Below are 16,836 nucleotides of genomic sequence, written 5' to 3' on the forward strand. Positions count from 1 at the left end.
TGCGGCGCGGCTATCGCCGACGGTATATATGGACGTCCGAATATATGGATAGCCATATATAAAGTAAAGCCGCGCCCGCTTACCTCAGGCCCAGGCGCCTGGCCAGGCGCAGCAGGTTGGCGCGGTCCACCCCCAGTTCGCGGGCGGCCTCGGCCCACTTGTTGGCGTGGCGCGCCAGGGCCGCGCCGATCAGCTGCTTCTGGTAGGCATCCACGGCGGCGCGCAGCGGCAGACCGGCGGGGACCTGCGTCGGCAGCGTGAGCGCTTCGGGCAGATCGCCCGGACCCTGGCCATTGGGCAGGTCCAGCGCCGCGGCGTCGATGCTGAGGATGCGCGGACGCTCGGCGCAGGCCGACAGGGCCTTGAGCGCGGCGCGGCCGATCAGGTGCTCCAGCTCGCGCACGTTGCCCGGCCAGTCGTGGGCCAGCAGGGCCTTCTGCGCATCGCCGCCCAGGCGCAGGCTGCGCAGCCCCAGGCGCGCGCGATTCTCCTCGAGAAAGAATCCGGCCAGCAGCAGTACGTCGCGGCCCCGCTCGCGCAGCGCCGGCACCCGCAGCGGGTAGACGCTGAGGCGGTGGTAGAGGTCGGCGCGAAAGCGCCCGGCGCGCACCTCCTCGGCCAGGTCGCGGTTGGTCGCCGCCAGCACCCGCACGTTGACCCGGTGCTCGCGGTCCGAGCCGACCCGCTGCAGCTGGCCGCTCTGCAGCACCCGCAGCAGCTTGGCCTGCACCGCCAGCGGCAGTTCACCGACCTCGTCGAGGAACAGGCTGCCGCCGTCGGCCAGCTCGAACTTGCCGCTGCGCTCGCTGAGCGCCCCGGAGAAGGCGCCACGCACGTGGCCGAACAGCTCGCTCTCCACCAGAGTGTCGGGCAAGGCGGCGCAGTTCAGGCTGATCAGCGGGCGCTGGGCCCGTGGCGAGGCGGCGTGGATGGCCTCGGCCACCAGCTCCTTGCCGACCCCGGTTTCGCCGCCGATCAGCACCGTCAGCTCGCTGTCGCCGACCAGGGCGATCTCCTGCAGCAACCGTTTGTGCGCGGCGCTCTGGCCGACCAGCTCGCGGGCCGGATGCTGATCGGCCGCCTGCTTGTAGACCTCGGCCAGGCGGTGCTCGTCCTCGACCCGGCGCAACAGCCCGTTGATCCGCTCGCTGGCCATCACGGTGGCGGCGGCCAGGCTGGCGAAGGCGGCCAGGCTGTCCAGGTCGACGCTGCCGAAGCGCGCCGGGTCCAGGGCATCCAGGGTCAGCAGGCCCCAGGGGCGGTCCTGCAGGTACAGCGGGCAGCCCAGGCAGTCGTGCACTTCCAGCTGGCCCTGGTGGCCCTCCACCAGGCCATCGTAGGGGTCGGGCAGGCCGCAGTCGGCGGCGAAGCGGGTCGGCCCGCGGCGCTCCAGCAGGGCCTTCAGGCGCGGATGCTCGGCCAGCTTGAAGCGCCGGCCGAGGGTGTCGGCGCTGAGGCCCTCGACCGCCAGCGGCACCAGCACCTCGCCGTCGAGCCTGAGCAGGGCCACCGCATCGCAGGGCAACAACTGACGCAGGGCCTCGAGCAGGCGCCGGTAGCGCTCGGCCTCGGGCAACTCGCGGGACAGGTCGGCGACCAGCGGGATCAACGCGGTGAGCAGGGCATTTGCTGTCATAAGGACCACATCGAGTCATTAAGACTCGCCACGACTCGCTGTCATTATGACAGCCTGATATTTAACTAGTTGAAATATAAGGAAATTAAACCTGGCACGAGTCCTGCGATAACCCAGGTGCAACCACGTTATCACGCGGCGCACGCCCCGGCCCACTGCGCCAGGCGCCGCCCCCGCCCCAGAGGAAAGCTGCCGATGCTCACCGCCCACCACCGCACCCTGATCAAAGCCACGGTACCGCTGCTGGAAAGCGGCGGCGAGGCCCTGACCCGCCACTTCTACCAGCTGATGTTCGCCGAATACCCCGAGGTGCGCGCGCTGTTCAATCAGGCCCACCAGGCCAGCGGCCAGCAGCAACGGGCCCTGGCCAACGCGGTGCTGATGTACGCCCGGCATATCGACCGGCTCGAGGCCCTCGGCCCGCTGGTCGGGCAGATCGTCAACAAGCACGTGTCGCTGCAGATCCTCCCGGAGCACTACCCGATAGTCGGCAGCTGCCTGCTGCGGGCGATCCGCGAGGTGCTCGGCGCCGAGATCGCCACCGACGCGGTGCTCGACGCCTGGGCCGCCGCCTACGGCCAGCTGGCCGACCTGTTGATCGGCGCCGAGGAGAAGGCCTACGCCGCCAATGCCGAGGCCCCCGGCGGCTGGCGCGGTGCCCGCGGCTTCCGCCTGGCGCGCAAGGTGCCAGAGAGCGAGGAGATCGTCTCGCTGTACCTGGCGCCGGAGGACGGCGGCGCGCTGCTGGACTTCCAGCCGGGGCAGTACATCGGCCTGCGCCTGCTGCTGGACGGCGAGGAACTGCGCCGCAACTATTCGCTGTCGGCCCTGGGCAACGGCCGCGAATACCGCATCAGCGTCAAGCGCGAGCCCGGCGGGCGGGTGTCGAACTACCTGCACGACCGCTTGCAGGTCGGCGAGCGCCTGGAGCTGTTCGCCCCGGCCGGCGACTTCGTGCTGCGGCCGTCGAGCAAGCCGCTGGTGCTGATCAGCGCCGGCGTCGGCATCACCCCGGCGCTGAGCATGCTCGAGGCGGCGCGCGGCAGTGGCCGGCCGATCCACTTCATCCACTGCGCGCGCCACGCCGGGGTGCACGCCTTCCGCGACTGGATCGCGGGCCAGGCCATCGAGCACCCGCAGCTCAAACACTACGTGTGCTACAGCGAGCCGCGCGAGGGCGACGCGGCCGACGCCCAGGGCCTGCTCAGCCGCGAGCAGCTGGCCGAGTGGCTGCCGGCCGAACGCGACCTGGACGCCTACTTCCTCGGGCCCAAGCCGTTCATGGCGATGGTCAAGCGCCATCTGCACGAACTGGGTGTGCCGGCGAGCCAGAGCCACTACGAGTTCTTCGGCCCGGCCGCCGCGCTGGACAGTTAAGCCAAGGGGCCCAAGGCCCGGGAGGCAAGCATGATGACTCTGTTCGACTGCCCCGAATGGGCGCTGCGCCTGGCCAACCGCTTGCTCGGCGGCGGGCTGGCGCTGCTGCTGGCCGGCCTGTTCGGCGCCTACGGCCTGGACGTCCACCTGGGCCTGCCCGCTCAGGTGGCCGCCCACAGCCTGGTGATCCTCGGCCCGAGTCTGCTCAAGCTCGGCTATGTGCTGCGCCTGGCGGCGCAGCACCGTCTCAAGCGCTTGGAGGGCCCCTGCTGTGCTGCTGCATGATCGCGCTCAGGCGCTGGCCATCGCGCCGCTCTGGCGTTTGGGTTTTCGCCCCTTCTTCCTCGGCGGCGCGGTCTTCGCCGTGCTGGCGCTGGGCCTGTGGCTGACCGCACTGCAGGGCTGGCTGGGTGCCTGGCAGCCGGTCGGCGGCAGCCTGGCCTGGCACCGCCACGAGCTGCCGTTCGGCTTCGGCGTGGCGATCATCGCCGGTTTCCTGCTGACCGCCGTGCAGAACTGGACCGGCCGCCCGGGCCTGGCCGGACGGCCACTGGCGGCGCTGTTCGGCCTGTGGCTGGCGGCGCGCCTGGCCTGGCTGGGCGGGGCGCCGCTGCCGCTGTTGCTGGCGCTGCAACTGCCCTTTCTGCCGCTGCTGGCCCTGTTGCTCGGCCGCCAGCTGTGGGCGGCACGGCAACGGCGCAACTACCCCATAGTCGGCGTGCTGCTGGCCCTCGCCGCCTGCGAGTACCTGCTGCTCCAGGGCCTGGCCCTGGGCGACGAGGCCCTGCAGCGGCGCGGCGCGCTCACCGGGCTGTGGCTGATCGGCAGCCTGGTCGGGCTGATCGGCGGCCGGGTGATTCCCTTCTTCACCCAGCGCGGGCAGGGCAAGGCGCAGGCCACGACGTCGCAGCCGCGCCTGGACCTGCTGGTGTTGCTGCTGTCGCTGCTGATCGCCGCCTTGCTGGCCGCCGGCCTGGGCCTGCAGCCACGGCCCTGGCTGGCGGTGCCGCTGCTGGCCCTGGCACTGCTGCACGGCCTGCGCTTGCGGCGCTGGTATGCCCCCGGCATCTGGCGCGTGCCACTGCTGTGGTCGCTGCACCTGGCCTATGCCTGGCTGGCGCTGGCCGCACTGGGTCTGGCGCTCTGGCACCTGGGCCTGCAGCCGCAGGCCAGCCTGGGCTATCACGCCCTGGCGGTGGGCGCGGTCGGCGGGATGATCCTGGCGATGCTGGCGCGGGTCAGCCTGGGCCACACCGGCCGGCCGCTGCAGCCGGCGCCGGCCATGACCTGGGCCTTCGCCAGCCTGCAACTGGCGGCCCTGCTGCGGGTGCTGCTGGCGCCCTGGCTGCCGGCCGCCGGGCTGTGGCTATCCGGCGCCTGCTGGCTGCTGGGCTTCGCCCTGTTCCTGCGCCACTACGCCGGCCTGTTCTGCCAGCCGCGGGTCGACGGCCAGCCGGGCTGAGACGGCTCAGACCACCCCGGCCCGACGCAGGGCGGCGACCTGCTCGGCGTCCAGGCCGAGCCAGCGCTGCAGCACCTGTTCGCTGTGCTCGCCGAGCAACGGCGGCGCGTTGCGGTACTGCACCGGGGTGGCCGACAGGCGGATCGGGCTGGCCACCTGGGGCACGCTGCCGGCCAGCGGGTGGGGCAACTCGACGCGCAGGCCGCGGGCCTGCACCTGGGGATCGGCGAACACCTGGGCCAGGTCGTTGATCGGCCCGCAGGGCACCCCGGCCGCCTCCAGCTGGGCGATCCATTCGGCGGTGGTCTTGAACACCGTGGCCTGGCGGATCAGCGGGATCAGCTCGGCGCGATGGGCCACGCGAGACTGGTTGGTGGAAAAGCGCGGGTCGTCGGCCAAAGCCGTCAGGCCGGCGACCTCGCAAAACTTGCGGAACTGGCCGTCGTTGCCGACGGTGAGGATGAAATCGCCGTCGGCACTGGGGAAGTCCTGGTACGGCACGATGTTCGGGTGGGCGTTGCCCAGGCGCCGGGGCGGCGTGCCGGTGGTCAGGTAGTTCATCGCCTGGTTGGCCAGGCAGGCCACCTGCACGTCGAGCAGGGCCATGTCGATATGCTGGCCCTCGCCGGTCTGCTCCCGGCTGGCCAGGGCGGCGAGCATGGCGGCGGTGGAATACAGGCCGGTGAGGATGTCGGTCAGGGCCACGCCGACCTTGACCGGGCCGGCGCCCTCCTCGCCCTCGGGGCGCCCGGTCAGGCTCATCAACCCGCCCAGGCCCTGGATCATGAAGTCGTAGCCGGCGCGCTTCGCGTAGGGGCCATGCTGGCCGAAGCCGGTGATCGAGCAGTAGATCAGCCGCGGGTTGAGCGCCTTGAGGCTCTGGTAGTCGAGGCCGTAGGCGGCCAGGCCGCCGACCTTGAAGTTCTCGATGAGGATGTCGGCCTTGGCCGCCAGCTCGCGGACGATGCGCTGGCCCTCGGCCTGGGTGAAGTCCAGGGTCAGCGACTGCTTGTTGCGGTTGGCCGCGAGGTAATAGGCCGCCTCGCTGGTGTTCTCGCCCTGGCCGTCCTTGAGGTAGGGCGGGCCCCAGTGGCGGGTGTCGTCGCCGGTGCCGGGGCGCTCGACCTTGACCACCTCGGCGCCGAGGTCGGCGAGGATCTGCCCGGCCCAGGGCCCGGCGAGTACGCGGGACAGGTCGAGTACACGGATATGGGACAGGGCGCCGGACATGGGTAGACCTCGTGAAGAGCTGGAAACGGCAACGGACGCAGGGTGGGTTGGCCGCAGAGCGGCGTAACCCATCGGGCGTCAGAAGAACGCCTGGATGCCGGTCTGGGCGCGGCCGAGGATCAGCGCATGCACGTCGTGGGTGCCCTCGTAGGTGTTGACCACCTCCAGGTTGACCAGATGGCGGGCCACGCCGAACTCGTCGCTGATGCCGTTGCCGCCGAGCATGTCGCGGGCCAGGCGGGCAATGTCCAGGGCCTTGCCGCAGCTGTTGCGCTTCATGATCGAGGTGATTTCCACCGCCGCCGTGCCCTCGTCCTTCATCCGGCCGAGGCGCAGGCAGCCCTGCAGGGCCAGGGTGATCTCGGTCTGCATGTCGGCCAGTTTCTTCTGGATCAGTTGGTTGGCAGCCAGCGGGCGGCCGAACTGCTGGCGGTCCAGGCAGTACTGGCGGGCGGTGTGCCAGCAGAACTCGGCGGCGCCCAGGGCGCCCCAGCTGATGCCGTAGCGGGCGGAATTCAGGCAGGTGAAGGGCCCCTTGAGACCGCGCACCTCGGGGAAGGCGTTTTCCTCGGGGCAGAACACGTTGTCCATGACGATCTCGCCGGTGATCGACGCACGCAGGCCGACCTTGCCGTGGATGGCCGGGGCGGAGAGGCCGGCCCAGCCCTTCTCCAGGACGAAGCCGCGGATCTCGCCGGCGTCGTCCTTGGCCCAGACCACGAACACATCGGCGATCGGGCTGTTGGTGATCCACATCTTGCTGCCGGACAGGCGGTAGCCGCCCTCGACCTTCTTCGCCCGGCAGACCATGGCGCCCGGGTCGGAGCCGTGGTTCGGTTCGGTCAGGCCGAAGCAGCCGATCAGCTCGCCGCTGGCCAGCTTGGGCAGGTACTTCTGCTTGGTCGCCTCGTTACCGAACTCGAAGATCGGCACCATCACCAGGGAGGACTGCACGCTCATCATCGAGCGGTAGCCGGAGTCGACCCGCTCCACCTCGCGGGCGATCAGGCCGTAGCTCACGTAGTTCAGGCCGCTGCCGCCGTAAGCCTCGGGGATGGTGGCGCCGAGCAGGCCGGTTTCGCCCATCTCGCGGAAGATCGCCGGATCGGTGTGCTCGTGGCGGAAGGCCTCCAGCACCCTGGGGGCCAGCTTGTCGGCGGCGAACTGCTGGGCACTGTCGCGCACCATGCGCTCTTCTTCGGTCAGTTGCTGGTCGAGCAGCAGCGGGTCGATCCAGTTGAAGCTTGCCTTGGCCATGGGGAAACACCTCGAGTCGGGTCGGTGAAGCGGCGGGACGGGAGCGGCGGCGCCCCAGCCACGCGGGTATCGGTCGATCCTAGGCCTGCCAGGCGCTGCGGACAAACGAGTTATTCGCACCTAACTGTGCGATAAACTCACTTCGTAATGGCATTGAACGCCTAAAAATGCGAGACAAAGTGAGGGTGTCGCACATATGCGTCGTAAGATCCCCAGCACCGCCGCCCTGGTCGCCTTCGAGTCGGCCGCCCGCCACCAGAGCTTCACCAAGGCCGCCGAGGAGCTGGCGCTGACCCAGAGCGCCATCTGCCGCCAGGTCGCCGGCCTCGAGGAGTTCCTCGGCGTCGAGCTGTTCCGCCGCTCGCGGCGCGGGGTCAAGCTGACCGAAGCCGGGCTGGCCTATGCCCGGCGGGTGGCCGCCCAACTCGACGCGGTGGAGCGCGACACCCTGGCGGTGATGGGCCAGCAGGGGGCCATGAGCATCGAGCTGGCGGTGGTGCCGACCTTCGGCACCCAGTGGCTGCTGCCACGCCTCAAGGACTTCCAGCGCCTGCACCCAGAGGTCACGGTCAACCTGACCAACCGCACCCGGCCCTTCCTGTTCGCCGACACCGACTTCGACGCGGCCATCTACTTCGGCGACGGCGACTGGTCGGGCACCGCCGCCCACCCGCTGATGCGCGAGAACGCCATGCCGGTGTGCAGCCCGGCCCTGCTCGGCGAGCACATCAGCCTCGACGCCGAGCAGATCGCCGGGCTGCCGCTGCTGCAGCAGACCACCCGCCCCTATGCCTGGCGCCAGTGGTTCGCCTCGCTGGGGCTGAGCGTGCCGCGGGACCTCGGCGGGCCGCGCTACGAGCTGTTCTCCATGCTGGCCCAGGCGGCCATGCACGACATGGGCGTGGCGCTGATCCCGCCCTTCCTGATCCAGCGCGAGCTGGCCGAGGGCCGCCTGGTGCTGGCCCTGGAACATGCCTGCCGCAGCGACAAGGCGTATTACCTGGTGATACCCGAACGCAAGGTGGAGTCCGCCGCCCTGCAGCGCCTGCGCGACTGGCTGGTGGCCGAGGCGCGGCATTATGCCGCGGCCAACGGCCTGTAATAGGGCCCTGCAACCGCTATCGGCATGTAGCTCGCACGGTGTTCGACGACATCCTTTTTTCCATTAGCGCCATCGCCGACGCCGCGGGGCCGCTAGGCTCCGTCCTGCAGCAGAGCTGACCCCGTAGTCAATTATCTTGCAGGCTACAGCCCTACTCGCTGAGTTACCCTTTGTCAGCCCTGCTCTTCGTCGCGGCATCCGCGTCCAGCCCTAGCAACCCGTGGGGCGGACCCTGTACGGGCGAGACAGCCGGCAGAATGATGAACCCTGATTCATGTCGAGGATACCGATAGCCACCGCAAAACCCGTTAATCGATCCGCAGGCGCCGGTGTAGCAGGGCTCGCCCGGAAAATCTGGCCATAAAGTCAAAGCGTGACCTGTAGTTATCGCCAGGTTTTACTCCAGAACGCCTTGAAGCCCCCGCGCTTCGCCTGCAAAATGCCGCGCCCTGCCCTCGCAGAAGCATCTGCTAGGGTGGGTTTGTGCTGATCCTCCCCATTGCCCGCGTGCCATCCGTAGTGCGCCGGTTCACTAAAAAGATCACGCAGGAGAAAAGAAGTGCACATCGGTGTTCCTCTCGAAACCCAAGCCGGCGAGACGCGGGTAGCCGCGACTCCGGAGACCATCAAGAAGCTGATCGGCCAAGGCCATCAGGTAACCGTCCAGAGCGGCGCGGGGGTCAGCGCCAGCATTCCGGACAGCGCCTACGCGGCAGTCGGCGCCTCCATCGGCAGCGATGCCGCCGCCTTCGGCGCCGACCTGGTGCTCAAGGTCGTGGCGCCGAGCGAGGCCGAGCTGGCGCACATGAAGACCGGCGCGGTGCTGGTCGGCATGCTCAACCCGTTCAGCAACGAGACCATCGCGCGGATGAACGCCCGCGGCATCACCGCCTTCGCCCTGGAAGCGGCGCCGCGCACCTCCCGCGCCCAGAGCCTGGACGTGCTGTCGTCCCAGGCCAACATCGCCGGCTACAAGGCGGTGATGCTCGCGGCCAACCACTACCCGCGTTTCATGCCCATGCTGATGACCGCCGCCGGCACGGTGAAGGCCGCCCGCGTGCTGATCCTCGGCGCCGGCGTCGCCGGCCTGCAGGCCATCGCCACGGCCAAGCGCCTGGGTGCGGTGATCGAGGCCTCCGACGTGCGCCCGGCGGTGAAGGAGCAGATCGAGTCGCTCGGCGCCAAGTTCGTCGACGTGCCCTTCGAGACCGATGAGGAGCGCGAGTGCGCCCAGGGCGTCGGCGGCTATGCCCGGCCGATGCCGCAGTCGTGGATGGAGCGCCAGGCCAGAGCGGTGCACGAGCGCGCCAAGCAGGCCGATATCGTCATCACCACCGCGCTGATCCCCGGCCGCAAGGCCCCGGTGCTGCTGAAGGAAGAAACGGTCAAGGAAATGAAGCCCGGCTCGGTGGTCATCGACCTGGCCGCGGCCCAGGGCGGCAACTGCCCGCTGACGGTCGCCGAACAGGTGGTCATCCAGCACGGCGTGACCATCGTCGGCCACAGCAACCTGGCCGCCATGGTGCCGGCCGATGCCTCGGCGCTGTACGCGCGCAACCTGCTGGACTTCCTCAAGCTGGTCATCGACAAGGACGGCCAGTTCCACCTCAACCTCGAAGACGACATCGTCGCCGCGTGCCTGATGTGCCGCGACGGCCAAGTCGTGCGCAACAACGGCTAAGGAGCAGGGACATGGATCTGATTTCCGATGGCATCTACAACCTGATCATCTTCGTGCTGGCGATCTACGTCGGCTACCACGTGGTGTGGAACGTCACCCCGGCCCTGCACACCCCGCTGATGGCGGTGACCAACGCGATTTCCGCGATCGTCATCGTCGGCGCCATGCTGGCCGCGGCCCTGACCGTGACCCCGCTGGGCAAGGCCATGGGCACCCTGGCCGTGGCCCTGGCCGCGGTCAACGTGTTCGGTGGCTTCCTGGTCACCCGGCGCATGCTGGAAATGTTCAAGAAGAAGGCGCCCAAGGCGCAGGCGGAGAAGCACTGACCATGAGCATGAACCTGATCACTGTTCTCTACCTCGTCGCCTCGATCTGCTTTATCCAGGCGCTCAAGGGCCTGTCGCACCCGACCAGCTCGCGCCGCGGCAACCTGTTCGGCATGGTCGGCATGGCCATCGCCATCGTCACCACGGTCGGCCTGATCTACAAGCTCGGCGCCGAGATGGCCACCGCCGGCATCGGCTACGTGATCGTCGGCCTGCTGATCGGCGGCACCGCCGGTTCGATCATGGCCAAGCGCGTCGAGATGACCAAGATGCCCGAGCTGGTGGCCTTCATGCACAGCATGATCGGTCTGGCCGCGGTATTTATCGCCATCGCCGCCGTGGTCGAGCCGCAGTCCCTGGGCATCGTTGCCAGCATGGCCGACCCGATTCCGGCCGGTAACCGCCTGGAACTGTTCCTTGGCGCGGCCATCGGTGCCATCACCTTCTCCGGTTCGGTAATCGCCTTCGGCAAGCTGTCGGGCAAGTACAAGTTCCGTCTGTTCCAGGGCGCCCCGGTGGTGTTCAAGGGCCAGCACCTGTTCAACCTGGCGGTGGGCCTGGCGATCATCGGCCTCGGCCTGGTGTTCACCTTCACCGGCAACCTCAGCGCTTTCGCCCTGCTGGTGGCCCTGGCCTTCGTCATCGGCGTGCTGATCATCATCCCGATCGGCGGCGCGGACATGCCGGTGGTGGTGTCCATGCTCAACAGCTACTCGGGTTGGGCGGCGGCCGGTATCGGCTTCTCCCTGAACAACTCGATGCTGATCATCGCCGGTTCGCTGGTGGGCTCCTCGGGTGCGATCCTCTCCTACATCATGTGCAAGGCGATGAACCGCTCGTTCTTCAACGTCATCCTCGGCGGCTTCGGCGGCGCGGCGGATGCCGGCCCGGCGGCGGGCAGCAGCGAACAGCGCCCGGTCAAGTCCGGCTCCAGCGACGACGCCGCCTTCCTGCTGACCAACGCCGACACCGTGATCATCGTGCCCGGCTACGGCCTGGCGGTGGCCCGTGCCCAGCACGCACTGATGGAACTGGCCGAGAAGCTGACCCACCTGGGCGTGACCGTGAAGTACGCGATCCACCCGGTTGCGGGTCGTATGCCGGGGCACATGAACGTCCTGCTGGCCGAGGCCGAGGTGCCTTACGAGCAGGTGTTCGAGATGGAAGACATCAACTCCGAGTTCGGCCAGGCCGACGTGGTGCTGGTGCTCGGCGCCAACGACGTGGTCAACCCGGCGGCGAAGAACGATCCGAAGTCGCCGATCGCCGGCATGCCGATCCTCGAGGCCTACAAGGCCAAGACCGTGATCGTCAACAAGCGCTCGATGGCCAGCGGTTACGCCGGCCTGGACAACGAACTGTTCTACCTGGACAAGACCATGATGGTGTTCGGCGACGCCAAGAAGGTCATCGAGGACATGGTCAAGGCCGTCGACTGACCTCACCCTCGCTGAAAAAGCCCGGCCCCGTGCCGGGCTTTTTCATTGCCGGGAGGGCCGTTCAAGCCAGTACAGATAACCCCCAACCACCCGACAGGCGCGAATATTTTCTGAACACGGAGTCAATAGCATCGAGCAATCAATTTGCAACTGTACCGGCAGGCAGTCACTGAAAAACACGATAAATACAGGTCAATCAACCAGACTTACTGGTAAATACGCGACATACAACTTCTATGCGGTACAGTTTCTACTAAAACCAGCATAACAGTTATAAAGCAAACTATCTAATAGGCCCGTAATTACCAATATCTGTGACTACAGAATCCCTTGGCAGAAGCGGAATATAGGCACCAGGCAAAACACTCTCTAGACCCGCCACAAGCGGAAGGATGTCACCATGGAACGCACCCTCAGTTCCGACCTGTTCTTCGAATACAGCGCTGCCCCTGCCACCAGTTCCCTGCCGCTGCGCATCGCCGCCACCCTGTTGCTGTGGCAGCGCCGCATCGTCAGCCGCCGCCAGCTGGCGCGCCTGGATGCCCGCCTGCTGGCCGACGCCGGCATCAGCGAGAGCCAGCGTTTCGCCGAGCTGCGCAAGCCGTTCTGGCGTTAAGCGCCACGGCCTGCGCCGACCCGCTCTGCAGACGAGCCCCGCCCACGCACCGCGTCGGCGGGGCTCGTCATTTGTGGCGGGCCATCCGCACGGCTGTGGAACAGTTATCCGGCCGAACAGCAGAACAGTTTCAAATACCTGAAGACTGCACCAATACAATTTGACCTCGCTGTAGCTGCCAACTGTTCACAGGGGGCGCGAACATGGTGCCCCATACCTCACACCCGCCCGAGGCGGGAAGGTCGACTGTCATGGAGCGCACCCTCAGCACCAGCACATTGCCCCTTCAGCCCAGCCACACCCAGCCGCTCGGCCGACTGCACGCCACCCTGGCCCTCTGGCTGCGCAACGCCCGTACCCGCCGCCAGCTGGCCGCGCTCGATGAGCGCCTGCTGATGGACAACGGCATCACTCCAGCCGAACGTCGACGCGAACTGGAGAAGCCGTTCTGGCGCTGAGCCGGCAGTAGGCTATGGGGTCCCGACTGCGCTAGGCTTAAGGCCATTGAGTACGACCAATCGCCGGCCCTGGCGAGCCTTCTCGGGAGACATCCGCATGAACCCCACCCGCCTATTCGCCCTTACTGCGCTGCTGCTGATCGGCGGCAGCGCCACGGCCTCCAGCTTCGTCGGCACCACCGATGCCATCGGCAACTCCCTGGCCGGCACCGCGGAAGCCAGCTCCGATGCCACCTCCTCGCTGCGCGACGACAAGGTGGTCCTGGCCGCCCGCGACGATGCCGCCAGCTTCGTCGCCAGCCAGGGCGCCATCCGTGGCGTGCGCCTGGAAGCGGCCCTGAACCATATCCGCCAGCACAACCCGGACCTGCGCGCCGACGACCTGCAGCTGGCCAGGGCGATTCTCAGCCTCTGACCTCGCACATCCGGGTTTCGCCACACGCCGGCCGGGGCTAGCCTTCGGCCGAGCCTAGATCGCCGCCCCCTTGCCTGCACGCGGGAACCGTCGGCGCGCCAACTCGTCCAATCGTCACCGCCCTCTACCCGGAGCCCATCCATGCCTCGTCCGCTGTTCGCCGCCATCGCCTGCCTCATCCTGGCCGCCGGCAATACCCAGGCGCAGACCCTGGTCGCCACCAGCAACATCATCGTCCGTGCGCTGGACCGCAGCCTCGACTTCACCTCGGACACCACCACCTCGATCCGCGACATGAAGGTGGTGGCCGAGGCCCGCGACGACGCCGCCTGCTTCGTCGCCAGCCAGGGCGCCATTCGCGGCGCCCACCTGGAAGCGGCGCTGAGCGCCATCCGCCGCCAGTCCCCCGAGACCCGGTCCGCCTCCGACCTGGAGCTGGCCGAAGCCATCCTCGCCCTGTGAACCTGGCGCGCACCTGGCTACTGGCCACGGCGCTGCTCGCCAGCGCCGGCAGCGAGGCCGCCTTGCGCCTGGTGCTGGACAGCGACGACCTCGACCGCCAGCAACGCCGAGCCAGTCAGGCACTGCTGGACGAAGCCCTCGACGCCTTGCCGCCCCTGCTGCGCGAGCGCCTGGATCGCCCCGTGGCGGTGCGCTGGCGGAGCATGCCGGCGACGGTCTACGGCCGCGCCGGACGCTTCAGCGGCATCGAACTGAATGCCGCCCTGCTCCCGGCCTTGAGCGATGGCAGCGCCGCCCACCAGCAGACCGGCCGCCCCCACGGCAGCCAGCGCCGCGAGCTGCTGGCCACCCTGGTGCACGAGCTCACCCACCTGTACGACCGCGCACGGCTCTGGCCGGCGAACGAACGACGCCAGTTGCAGCGCTGCCGGCGCCTGGCCGCCAGCCTCGGCGCGGTCGGCCTGCCCGACGCCTGCCGCGGCCAGACCGCGCGCCGCTTCACCCTGAGCGACGACCCCTACCTGCTCGATCTGGCCGGCTGGCCGCAGCGGATCGGCAGTCGCGGCCAGCGCGAGCACAACAACGCCCAGCGCGTGCGCAGCCCGGATGTCTACGAACTGAGCAACCCGCGCGAGTTCGTCGCGGTGAACCTGGAATACTTCCTCCTCGACCCCGACTACGCCTGCCGCCGCCCCTCGCTGGCGCGCTACTGGCGCACCCACTTCGCCTGGGCACCGCCGCACCAGCGGCCCTGCAGCGAGGGCTACGCCTACCTCAACGCCGGCGGCGACTTCGCCCGCCAGCCCCTGGCCAGCCTCGACCCGGAGCGGGTCTACCAGATCGACTACCTGCTCGCCGAGGCCAACCAGAGTTGGGCCAGCCGCTGGGGCCACAGCATGCTGCGCCTGGTGATCTGCGCCCCCGGCCGGCCGCGCGGGCCGGATTGCCGCCTGGACCTCGAGCAGCACCTGGTGCTGTCCTACCGCGCCTTCGTCGGCGATCTGCAGCTGTCCAGCTGGGACGGCCTGACCGGCGCCTACCCCTCGCGCCTGTTCGTCCTGCCCCTGGCCCAGGTGATCGAGGAATACACCAAGGTCGAGCTGCGCAGCCTGGCCTCGGTGCCGCTGCGCCTGGAACGTCGCCAGCTGGAGGCGCTGGTGACCCGCGCCGCCGAGCAGCACTGGAGCTACGACGGCGACTACTACTTCATCTCCAACAACTGCGCGGTGGAGACGCTCAAGCTGCTGCGCAGCGGCATCCAGTCGCCGCGACTGCAGGCGTTCGACAGCATCCTGCCCAACGGCCTGCTGGACGGCCTGGTGGCCCGCGGCCTGGCCGACCCCGGGGTGCTCGACGACCCGCGCGAGGCGCTGCGCCTGGGCTACCGCTTCGACTCCTTCCGCGAGCGCTACCAGGCGATGTTCGCCGTGCTGCAGGAGCTGCTACCGATCGAACAGCGGCGGGTCGAGGACTGGCTGGCGCTGCCGGCCGCCGAACGCCGCGCCTGGTTCCCCCGGGCCGAGCTGCGCGCCAGCGCCGCGCTGCTGCTGCTCGAACAGGCCGCCCTGCGCCGCCAGCTGCTGCTGGCCCAGGACCAGCTCAAACGCCGTTACCTCGGCGACCCGCACGCCACGCAGCCGGGCGTGCGCAAGGCCGGCGACGCCCTGCAGCAGATACTCGCCGGCAGCGGCTTCCTGAGCCGCCCGGCGGAGCTGCTCGACAGCGGCTATGGCCTGCCCCAGGCCGACGAGCGCCGGCACCTGGAGGCCGAGAGCCAGAGCCGCCAGCACCAGCTGCGCCGCCTCAGCGACGACCTCGACCGCGAGGTGCGCCAGCTGCTGGAACCGGCGCTGCTGGCCGAACTGCAGGCCGGCGAGGCCAACCTGGCGGCGCTACGCGCGCAGCTGCGGGCGTTGCACCAGGCCGGCGGCGGCCTGCAGCTGCCCTGAGCGCCCGGGCAACGCAGCGCTCAGGGCAGCGACTCGCGCTGCTCCTGCGGCAGCTGCTCGTCCAGATGCAGCCAGGGCAGGCGGCTCTGCACCCAGATATGCCGCTCGGCTGGGGCCTGCTCGGGGTGATCCAGGGTGGCGACCGTCACGTCCAGGGTCTCGGGGCTGAGCGTGGTGAACAGGGTCAACTGAGCGCCGCAGGTCGGACAGAAGCTGCGGGTACAGCTGGCGGAGGAGGCATATTCCCTGGGCGTACCGGCCAGCCACTGGAAACTGGCCAGCGGCACCGTGACCCAGGTGGTGACGATGCCGCCGCCGCTGCGCCGGCACACCGCGCAATGGCAGTGGGCGATGTCGCGCAACGGCGCCTCGAACTGGTAACGCAGGGCGCCGCACTGGCAGCCGCCGCTGTGGACTTCACTCATCGCCTGCTCCTCCTCTGGGTTGGCCCGGCTCGGCCCTTGCGCCGCGCTGGGCGGCTGGCCAATATGGCCGTTTATCACGGACGGGGACTGTCGTGCTGGAGTTGCTGCTGGCCTTGTGGCCATTGTTCGCCTTGATCGTCGCCGGCTACTACCTGCGCCGCCTAGACTTCCCCAACGAGGCCTTCTGGCCCGGCGCCGAACGGCTGAACTACTTCATCCTGTTTCCCGCCCTGCTGTTCAGCAGCCTGGCCACGGCACCCCTGGATAACCCGGCGCTGCCGCGGCTGGCCCTGGCGGTCATGCTCGGCCTGGGCCTGGCCTGGCTCGCCCTGCTGCTGCTGCGCCGCCTGCGCGGCTGGCGTGCGGCGCGCTTCGGCGCCTTCACCCAGGGCGCGCTGCGCTTCAACACCTACCTCGGCCTGGCCGCGGTGGCCAGCCTGTTCGGCCAGGAGGGCCTGACCCTGGCGGCGCTGATGCTAGCGCTGATGGTACCGACGGTGAACGTGCTGTCGGTCTGGTCGCTGACCGCCGAGCGCGGCGTCAGCGCCCGCGGCCTGCTGCTGCCGATCCTCAAGAACCCGCTGATCCTCGCCTGCCTCGGCGGCGCCCTGGTCAACCTCGGCGGCCTCGGCCTGCCGGGCGGCAGTGATCGCCTGCTGAGCCTGCTGGCCGCCGCCAGCCTGCCGCTGGGCCTGCTCTGCGTCGGCGCGGCGCTCAAGCCCGAGCAGCTGGGCGGGGAGATCCCGGCCCTGGCCGGCAACAGCCTGCTGCGTCTGCTGGCCATGCCGCTGCTGGCCTGGGCCGTGGCCCGCGGCCTGCAGCTGCCGACGATGGAGAGCACGGTGCTGCTGCTGTTCTTCGCCCTGCCGACCGCCCCGACCGCCTACGTGCTGACCCGCCAGCTCGGCGGCGACAGCCAGCTGATGGCCGGGCTGATCACCCTGCAGACCCTGCTGGCGGCGGCCACTCTGCCGCTGTTGCTGACCCTGCTGGCGGCCTGA

Annotated in this window: 17 protein-coding genes; 13 read left to right on the plus strand and 4 right to left on the minus strand. The window is 69.1% G+C overall.

The window, feature by feature from the left end; translation table 11 throughout:
- Positions 1-79: 79 nt before the first annotated feature.
- Entirely contained in the window at positions 80-1,636 is a 1,557-nt protein-coding gene (norR, locus tag SBP02_RS20115) for a nitric oxide reductase transcriptional regulator NorR (protein ID WP_318644168.1), read from the minus strand.
- A 195-nt stretch (positions 1,637-1,831) separates the two neighbouring features.
- On the opposite strand from norR, the gene hmpA reads away from it, so the two are divergent.
- From hmpA to SBP02_RS20130, 3 genes are read left to right on the plus strand one after another with little or no spacing between them, the layout of a single operon-like run.
- Positions 1,832-3,013: an NO-inducible flavohemoprotein gene (hmpA, locus tag SBP02_RS20120; RefSeq protein ID WP_318644169.1), complete on the plus strand. Its 1,182-nt coding sequence runs from the start codon at positions 1,832-1,834 to the stop codon at positions 3,011-3,013.
- A gap of 30 nt (positions 3,014-3,043) precedes the next feature.
- A complete protein-coding gene (locus tag SBP02_RS20125) occupies positions 3,044-3,298 on the plus strand; it encodes a transmembrane sensor/regulator PpyR (protein ID WP_318644170.1) in 255 nt (84 codons plus the stop codon).
- Positions 3,285-4,475: an NnrS family protein gene (locus tag SBP02_RS20130; protein WP_318644171.1), complete on the plus strand. Its 1,191-nt coding sequence runs from the start codon at positions 3,285-3,287 to the stop codon at positions 4,473-4,475. Before SBP02_RS20125 ends, SBP02_RS20130 begins: the two co-directional genes overlap by 14 nt.
- Positions 4,476-4,481: 6 nt before the next feature.
- Here SBP02_RS20130 and SBP02_RS20135 read toward each other — a convergent pair whose 3' ends face one another.
- Positions 4,482-5,705, minus strand: coding sequence for a CaiB/BaiF CoA transferase family protein (locus tag SBP02_RS20135; RefSeq protein ID WP_318644172.1), 1,224 nt, complete (start codon positions 5,703-5,705; stop codon positions 4,482-4,484).
- A gap of 78 nt (positions 5,706-5,783) precedes the next feature.
- On the minus strand, positions 5,784-6,962 hold the full coding sequence (locus tag SBP02_RS20140) for an acyl-CoA dehydrogenase (RefSeq protein WP_318644173.1): 1,179 nt from the start codon (positions 6,960-6,962) through the stop codon (positions 5,784-5,786).
- A 196-nt stretch (positions 6,963-7,158) separates the two neighbouring features.
- On the opposite strand from SBP02_RS20140, the gene SBP02_RS20145 reads away from it, so the two are divergent.
- The 9 genes from SBP02_RS20145 to SBP02_RS20185 all read left to right on the plus strand — a co-directional run bounded on the left by SBP02_RS20145 (position 7,159) and on the right by SBP02_RS20185 (position 15,410).
- Entirely contained in the window at positions 7,159-8,064 is a 906-nt protein-coding gene (locus SBP02_RS20145; protein WP_318644174.1) for a LysR family transcriptional regulator, read from the plus strand.
- Between the two features lie 559 nt (positions 8,065-8,623).
- Positions 8,624-9,745: a Re/Si-specific NAD(P)(+) transhydrogenase subunit alpha gene (locus SBP02_RS20150; RefSeq protein WP_318644175.1), complete on the plus strand. Its 1,122-nt coding sequence runs from the start codon at positions 8,624-8,626 to the stop codon at positions 9,743-9,745.
- Positions 9,746-9,756: 11 nt separating this feature from the next.
- Positions 9,757-10,071 carry an NAD(P) transhydrogenase subunit alpha gene (locus SBP02_RS20155; RefSeq protein WP_016490057.1) on the plus strand — a complete coding sequence of 105 codons (315 nt, stop codon included), beginning with the start codon at positions 9,757-9,759 and terminating at the stop codon, positions 10,069-10,071.
- Positions 10,072-10,073: 2 nt separating this feature from the next.
- Positions 10,074-11,510, plus strand: a complete 1,437-nt coding sequence (locus tag SBP02_RS20160) for an NAD(P)(+) transhydrogenase (Re/Si-specific) subunit beta (RefSeq protein ID WP_318644176.1) — start codon at positions 10,074-10,076, stop codon at positions 11,508-11,510.
- Between the two features lie 400 nt (positions 11,511-11,910).
- Positions 11,911-12,126, plus strand: a complete 216-nt coding sequence (locus SBP02_RS20165) for a DUF1127 domain-containing protein (RefSeq protein ID WP_318644177.1) — start codon at positions 11,911-11,913, stop codon at positions 12,124-12,126.
- 251 nt (positions 12,127-12,377) lie between these two features.
- Positions 12,378-12,584 carry a DUF1127 domain-containing protein gene (locus SBP02_RS20170; RefSeq protein WP_318644178.1) on the plus strand — a complete coding sequence of 69 codons (207 nt, stop codon included), beginning with the start codon at positions 12,378-12,380 and terminating at the stop codon, positions 12,582-12,584.
- A 97-nt stretch (positions 12,585-12,681) separates the two neighbouring features.
- A complete protein-coding gene (locus SBP02_RS20175) occupies positions 12,682-12,999 on the plus strand; it encodes a DUF2388 domain-containing protein (RefSeq protein ID WP_318644179.1) in 318 nt (105 codons plus the stop codon).
- Between the two features lie 141 nt (positions 13,000-13,140).
- Positions 13,141-13,461, plus strand: coding sequence for a DUF2388 domain-containing protein (locus tag SBP02_RS20180; protein ID WP_318644180.1), 321 nt, complete (start codon positions 13,141-13,143; stop codon positions 13,459-13,461).
- Positions 13,458-15,410, plus strand: coding sequence for a DUF7844 domain-containing protein (locus SBP02_RS20185; protein ID WP_318644181.1), 1,953 nt, complete (start codon positions 13,458-13,460; stop codon positions 15,408-15,410). Before SBP02_RS20180 ends, SBP02_RS20185 begins: the two co-directional genes overlap by 4 nt.
- 20 nt (positions 15,411-15,430) lie before the next feature.
- On the opposite strand, the gene SBP02_RS20190 is transcribed toward SBP02_RS20185, so the two are convergent.
- A complete protein-coding gene (locus SBP02_RS20190) occupies positions 15,431-15,835 on the minus strand; it encodes a GFA family protein (RefSeq protein ID WP_318644182.1) in 405 nt (134 codons plus the stop codon).
- A gap of 92 nt (positions 15,836-15,927) precedes the next feature.
- Here SBP02_RS20190 and SBP02_RS20195 point away from each other — a divergent pair, with 92 nt between their 5' ends.
- Positions 15,928-16,836 (plus strand): AEC family transporter, encoded by a 909-nt coding sequence (locus tag SBP02_RS20195; RefSeq protein ID WP_318644183.1) that lies wholly within the window; start codon positions 15,928-15,930, stop codon positions 16,834-16,836.

Origin of the sequence: Pseudomonas benzenivorans, assembly GCF_033547155.1 — a bacterium.
In the GTDB taxonomy this organism is placed as follows: Bacteria; Pseudomonadota; Gammaproteobacteria; order Pseudomonadales; family Pseudomonadaceae; genus Aquipseudomonas; species Aquipseudomonas benzenivorans_B.

What these genes read in the sequence shown, in the direction of transcription:
- SBP02_RS20155 (WP_016490057.1), top strand. Translation starts at nt 9,757, where the DNA reads ATGGATCTGATTTCCGATGGCATCTACAACCTGATCATCTTCGTGCTG.
- SBP02_RS20135 (WP_318644172.1), bottom strand. Translation starts at nt 5,705, where the DNA reads ATGTCCGGCGCCCTGTCCCATATCCGTGTACTCGACCTGTCCCGCGTA.
- SBP02_RS20160 (WP_318644176.1), top strand. Translation starts at nt 10,074, where the DNA reads ATGAGCATGAACCTGATCACTGTTCTCTACCTCGTCGCCTCGATCTGC.
- SBP02_RS20165 (WP_318644177.1), top strand. Translation starts at nt 11,911, where the DNA reads ATGGAACGCACCCTCAGTTCCGACCTGTTCTTCGAATACAGCGCTGCC.
- SBP02_RS20190 (WP_318644182.1), bottom strand. Translation starts at nt 15,835, where the DNA reads ATGAGTGAAGTCCACAGCGGCGGCTGCCAGTGCGGCGCCCTGCGTTAC.
- SBP02_RS20170 (WP_318644178.1), top strand. Translation starts at nt 12,378, where the DNA reads ATGGAGCGCACCCTCAGCACCAGCACATTGCCCCTTCAGCCCAGCCAC.
- SBP02_RS20125 (WP_318644170.1), top strand. Translation starts at nt 3,044, where the DNA reads ATGATGACTCTGTTCGACTGCCCCGAATGGGCGCTGCGCCTGGCCAAC.
- norR (WP_318644168.1), bottom strand. Translation starts at nt 1,636, where the DNA reads ATGACAGCAAATGCCCTGCTCACCGCGTTGATCCCGCTGGTCGCCGAC.
- hmpA (WP_318644169.1), top strand. Translation starts at nt 1,832, where the DNA reads ATGCTCACCGCCCACCACCGCACCCTGATCAAAGCCACGGTACCGCTG.
- SBP02_RS20180 (WP_318644180.1), top strand. Translation starts at nt 13,141, where the DNA reads ATGCCTCGTCCGCTGTTCGCCGCCATCGCCTGCCTCATCCTGGCCGCC.
- SBP02_RS20140 (WP_318644173.1), bottom strand. Translation starts at nt 6,962, where the DNA reads ATGGCCAAGGCAAGCTTCAACTGGATCGACCCGCTGCTGCTCGACCAG.
- SBP02_RS20175 (WP_318644179.1), top strand. Translation starts at nt 12,682, where the DNA reads ATGAACCCCACCCGCCTATTCGCCCTTACTGCGCTGCTGCTGATCGGC.
- SBP02_RS20145 (WP_318644174.1), top strand. Translation starts at nt 7,159, where the DNA reads ATGCGTCGTAAGATCCCCAGCACCGCCGCCCTGGTCGCCTTCGAGTCG.